Raw genomic sequence first — 4,965 nt, 5'->3', positions numbered from 1 at the left:
CCCCCCACACCCCCCCCCCCCCCACACCCCGATTTGTTGGTGTGTGGGGGGTGGGTTTTTTTTTATAAGCCACCCAGCCCCAACGTTGGGGCGCGCGAGTCCCCAAGTTGGGGACCCCCTGATTACCCCGCACCCGGCGCGGGGCCGGTGCCTGAGCGTTGAACTCACAGGTCGTGGAGGTTGGACTCACGCGCCGTGGAGGTTGGACTCTCGCGGCTCCGGGGTTGGGCTCACCCGGCGTGGGGGTAGGGTTCACGGGGATAGGGTCGGGGTATGAGTCGACCCGTCGCCCTGGTCACCGGTGCCTCGCGCGGCATCGGCGCGGCCGTCGCACGTGCCCTCGCGCCGACGCACGACCTGCTGCTCGGCGGGCGGGACGAGGCCGCGCTGGCCGGGCTCGCCGAGTCGCTCGGCTCCGCCCGGCCCTGGCCGGTGGAGCTGACCGACACCACCGCCCTGGCCGCCGCCGCGGCCGACCTCACCCACCTGGACGTGCTCGTGCACAGCGCGGGCATCGCCGAACTCGGCCCCCTCGCCGAAGCCGACGCCGACGTCTGGCGCCGCACGCTCGACCTCAACGTCGTCGCCGTCGCCGAGCTGACCCGCCTGACCCTGCCGCTGCTGCGCGCCGCCCGCGGCCACGTGGTGCTGATCAACTCGGGCGCGGGCCTGCGCGCGAACGCCGACTGGGGCGTCTACGCCGCGAGCAAGTTCGCCCTCCGCGCCTACGCCGACGTCCTGCGCGCCGAGGAAGAGGACCTGCGCGTCACGTCCGTCCACCCCGGACGCGTCGACACGGACATGCAGCGCGGCGTCCGCGCCCAGGAGAGCGGCGACTACCAGCCGCACCTCTACCTGACCGCGGACTCCGTCGCCCGCGCCGTCGCCACCGCCGTGCACGCCGACGACGACGCCCACGTCACCGAGGTCGTCGTGCGCCCGAGGCCCCGACCGGTCCCGTGAAGGTGAACCCCAACGGGTGACGCCGGCGCGCTACCGGAGCCGCGCCGCCGCCTCCCGGACCCCGGCCTGGGCCTCACGCCGGTCCACGTTCGTGGTCTCGCCGTCGGCCACGACCTGCCTGCCCGCCACCCACACGTCCTTGACCCGCCGCGTGCCCGACGCCCACACCAGGTTGGCCAGCACCTGCTCGTCCGGCGCGTCCAACCCGGTGGCGAACGCCGGGTCGTCCACGTCCACGTGCACCACGTCGGCCCACCGACCGGGCTCCAGCGCGCCCAGGTCGTCCCGGCCCAACGCCGCCGCACCGCCGCGCGTGGCCAGCAGCAGCGCGTCCGCCGCCCGCAGCGCGGTCGCGTCGCCCGAGGTCACCCGCGCGAGCAGGGCCGCCAACCGGGCCTCCTCGAACAGGTCCAGGTCGTCGTTGGACGCCGGGCCGTCCGTGCCCAACCCGACCCGCACGCCCGCGTCCAGGTAGGACCGCAGCGGTGCGATGCCGGACGCCAGCTTGGTGTTCGAGCCGGGGCAGTGCGCCACGCCGACGCCGTGCCGGGCGTAGATCGCCACGTCCTCGGGCGACAGGTGCACGGAGTGCGCGGACAGCACCCGCCCGCCCAGCACACCGGCCCGCTCCAGCAGCTTCGGCACGGACCCGTGCGACGCGCGCTGCTCCAGGTCCTCCTCCGCCGACTCGGCGACGTGCACCTGCACCAACGCGCCCCGGTCCCGCGCCTCGCCCGCGACCTCGCCCAGCGCCTCCGGCGACAGGATGTACGCCGAGTGCGGCCCGTAGCCCAGCTCGACCCGCTCGTCCGGCCCGAACCGCAGCCCGTCGGCGTCGATCCACCGGGTGATCTCGTCGGTCATCGGCCGCCACGGCATGCCGGGCAGGTCCATGATCGCCGCGCCGAACAGCACCCGCGACCCGGCCGCCAGCACCGCGTCCGCGAGCTGCTCGCCGTGGAAGTACATCTCCGCGCTCGTAGTCACGCCGTTGCGCAGCATCTCCACCGCGCCGAGCAGCATGCCGACGCGGATGTCCTCGGGCTTCATCTTCGCCTCGGCGGGCCACATCGCCTCGCGCAGCCAGCGCAGCAGCGGCAGGTCGCCGCCCATGCCGCGCAGCAGCACCATCGGGCTGTGCGCGTGCGCGTTCACCAGACCGGGTAGCAGGATCCCGCTCAACCGGCGGACCTCGCCGGTGAACTCCGGCGCGTCGGCCGCCGGGCCGACGTGCGTCACGCGGCCGTCGACCACGTCGACCACGGCGTCGCGCAGGACGGCGCAGGTGGGATCGCAGGGCAGGACCACTGGGGCGTGCAGGCGGAGCGACATGGGCCCGATCCTGCCGCACTCGTTCGAGCTACACACAACGTGGCGGCACTCGCCTGGCGAGGTAACCCGAACAGTGGGTTTGACCTTTTCGGGCGGTGTTCACCCGCCGAACGGACGTAATCTCCGGAACGTTGGGAGAGGTGGTCGTCCCGCTGATCCGGCGAAGGAGTGACTGGTGGCTCGTAACGGTGGAAGTGGTGGTCAATCCGGCGAACGGCGCGGCAAGGGTCAGCCCGCGGTGGCGGTCCTGCGCTCCGAGGCGGATTTCTCCGATCCGGGCCTGTCCCGGCAACGTCGTTGGCTCGCCCTGTTCCTGCTGGTGCACCTGGTCGACGAGCACGGCCGGATGGGCACCGCGTACCGGCGGGTGCTGCGCCGGGCGGCCCGAACACCCGGGCACTGGGCGCACGGGCGCTCGCTCGGCGCGGTGCGCGCAGAGCTGAACCGGTGGATCGGCCAGCACGCCCGGACCGAGAGCGTGCCGCCGTGGGAGCGGATCGCCGACCTGGTCCACGACGCCGTGCACCCGAAGCACGCGGCGCAGGTGCTGGCCACGGCGCGCCACCTGCACGGCCTGGTCACCGGCGAGGAGACCGGCGAACCGGCCCCGGCCTGGCTCGACCCGTCGGTGGACGACATCACCACCACGATGATCGGCGGCCCGGAATGGGCCCGCGGGCACGGCCTGCCCGTCCCGGAGGACACCCCCGCGGCCGACGACGCGACGCCCGACGCCGACGAGCGCGACCCGGAGTCGAGCGCGTACGAGATGCTGTGGACGATCGTCCGGGTGCACCGCGACGCGGAGGCGCGGATCGCCGAGCTGGAGCACCAGGTCCGCGAGCTGCACGCGGAGAACGCGCGGCTCTCCGGCGACGTCACCACCTGGCTCGGCGACTACCGGCCGAGCATCCCGGACCAGGACCGGGGCGCACGCCCCCGGCGGCCCGTGGCCGACCGCCACCTCGCGCTGGAGGACCCGGCGCAAGCCTTCACCTACCCGCTGCCCGCGGAGCTGCCCGCGGCACGGCCCACCACGGGCTGACGCGTCACCGCACCACGGGCAGGGCGGCGCGCACCTCCCAACCGCCGCCGGCCCGGGTGCCGGCGTGGAACTCGCCACCGAGCAGCTCGACCCGCTCGCGCATGCCCACCAACCCGTACCCGCCGGACCCGCCGACCGGCGCGGCCCGCTGCCGCCCGTCGTCGGCCACCACGACGTGCACCACGCCGTCGGACACCGACACCGACACGTCCACCGAGGACACGCCCTCGGCGTGCTTCCGCGCGTTGGTCAACGACTCCTGCACCAGCCGGAGCACGGAACGGCCCAGCGACGGCGGCACGGGCGCGGACAGGTCGACGTGCAGCCGCACGGGCTGACCGGACCGCTCGACCACGCCGCGGACGTCGTCGGCCAGGTCGCTGGACGCGGTCGGCGCGTCCGCCTCGGCGCCGCGCAGCGTGCCGACCAGGCGGCGCATCTCGGCCAACGCCTCGTTGCCGCTGCGCACGATGACCGGCAGCGCCTCGCCCGCCGCCGCGGGCACGGCCTGGGCCGCCTGCGCGTGCACCACCATCCCGGTCACGTAGTGCGCGATCACGTCGTGCAGCTCGCGCGCCAGCGCCATGCGCTCGGCGTGCTGCGCCGCCGCGACCTCCGCCCGCACGGCGGTCGCGCGTTCCCGGTCGCGGGCGCGGAAGTACAACCCGGTGCCGACCGACAGCGCCAGCAGCACCGCCCCGCCGAGGGCCTGCTGCCACGGACCCGGCCCGTCGTAGGTCCCCGGCCAGTACCGCGACCAGTAGTCCGGGCGCACGGCCTGCGAGACCCCGGCCACCACGACGAGCACGACCACCGCCACCGCGGCGCGCACCAGCGGCGCCTGCCGCACCACCACCGCGACGACCGCCATCACGGCCGCCGTCTCGGAGATCACCAGGCCGCTGACCAGCGGCACCACCGGCGCGACGTCCACCACCCGCAGCACCACCGAACTCGCGGCCACCGCCGTGGCGGCGGTCAGCGCGGCGTCGAATGGGCGCCTGGGCGCGAGCACGGCCAGCGCGCACACGACGGCCGAGCCGGGGAGCTGCCACCAGCGGGCCTCGTCGAGCAGCTCGCCGCCGAGGAGGAAGAGCAGGGCGCAGGCCAGCGGCCACTGGCGGCGGAGCAGGGGCCGCCAGCCGAGGTGAGTGCTGTCCACGGGACCTCACCGTAGGTGCTCGGTGCGGTGCGCGCGTCCGACCCCGGTCGGGTGGGAGGTCAACCGACAGGCTGACCCGAACGCCTACCGAAACACACCAGTGGCCGATGTCGGATGACGAATTCGCGGGTGACTCTGGAGTGGCGAGTCGGGGAACAGGAGGAACGCCATGTTCGGAGTGGTCGCGACGTGGGCGGGCGCGGTGCTGGGCCTGCTGGTGCTGGTTTTGATGGCGTTGGCGGGTGTGCTGGTGGATTCGCAGCGCTGATCGGGCGGTTCCGGTTCAGCGTTCGACGCCTTCGACGCGCCGCCGGAGCAGTTCGGCGAGCCGTCCGGGCGAATGGGGTTGCGTCGTTTCCCCGGGGCCGGGGGTAAAGCGGCCGGGGGCCCCCCCCCGGGGCCCCGGGGGGGGGCCCGGGGGCGATAGGGACCCCGGGGGGGGTGACGCGGGGGCGTTGTGGGG

Annotated in this window: 4 protein-coding genes; 2 read left to right on the top strand and 2 right to left on the bottom strand. The window is 74.7% G+C overall.

Annotated features, from left to right (window positions below; all coding sequences use genetic code 11):
- Positions 1 to 273: 273 nt before the first annotated feature.
- On the top strand, positions 274 to 963 hold the full coding sequence (locus ACFXGA_RS39560; protein WP_378098138.1) for an SDR family oxidoreductase: 690 nt from the start codon (positions 274 to 276) through the stop codon (positions 961 to 963).
- A 30-nt stretch (positions 964 to 993) separates the two neighbouring features.
- Here the strand turns inward: ACFXGA_RS39560 and ACFXGA_RS39555 are convergent, their stop codons facing one another.
- Positions 994 to 2,295: an amidohydrolase family protein gene (locus ACFXGA_RS39555; RefSeq protein WP_378098135.1), complete on the bottom strand. Its 1,302-nt coding sequence runs from the start codon at positions 2,293 to 2,295 to the stop codon at positions 994 to 996.
- Between the two features lie 175 nt (positions 2,296 to 2,470).
- Between ACFXGA_RS39555 and ACFXGA_RS39550 the strand changes: the two genes are divergently transcribed.
- Positions 2,471 to 3,340 (top strand): hypothetical protein, encoded by an 870-nt coding sequence (locus tag ACFXGA_RS39550; RefSeq protein ID WP_378098132.1) that lies wholly within the window; start codon positions 2,471 to 2,473, stop codon positions 3,338 to 3,340.
- 4 nt (positions 3,341 to 3,344) lie between these two features.
- Here ACFXGA_RS39550 and ACFXGA_RS39545 read toward each other — a convergent pair whose 3' ends face one another.
- Positions 3,345 to 4,502 carry a sensor histidine kinase gene (locus ACFXGA_RS39545; protein WP_378098129.1) on the bottom strand — a complete coding sequence of 386 codons (1,158 nt, stop codon included), beginning with the start codon at positions 4,500 to 4,502 and terminating at the stop codon, positions 3,345 to 3,347.
- Between the last annotated feature and the right edge of the window lie 463 nt (positions 4,503 to 4,965).

Source organism: Actinosynnema sp. NPDC059335, from assembly GCF_042752395.1.
Taxonomy (GTDB): Bacteria; Actinomycetota; Actinomycetes; order Mycobacteriales; family Pseudonocardiaceae; genus Actinosynnema.
Note: the sequence above shows the minus strand (reverse complement) of the source record. Positions and strands in the feature narration are given on the sequence as shown.

Bases quoted from the DNA above. Each gene is read 5' to 3' on its own strand.
- ACFXGA_RS39560 (WP_378098138.1), top strand. From the start codon at position 274: ATGAGTCGACCCGTCGCCCTGGTCACCGGTGCCTCGCGCGGCATCGGC.
- ACFXGA_RS39555 (WP_378098135.1), bottom strand. From the start codon at position 2,295: ATGTCGCTCCGCCTGCACGCCCCAGTGGTCCTGCCCTGCGATCCCACC.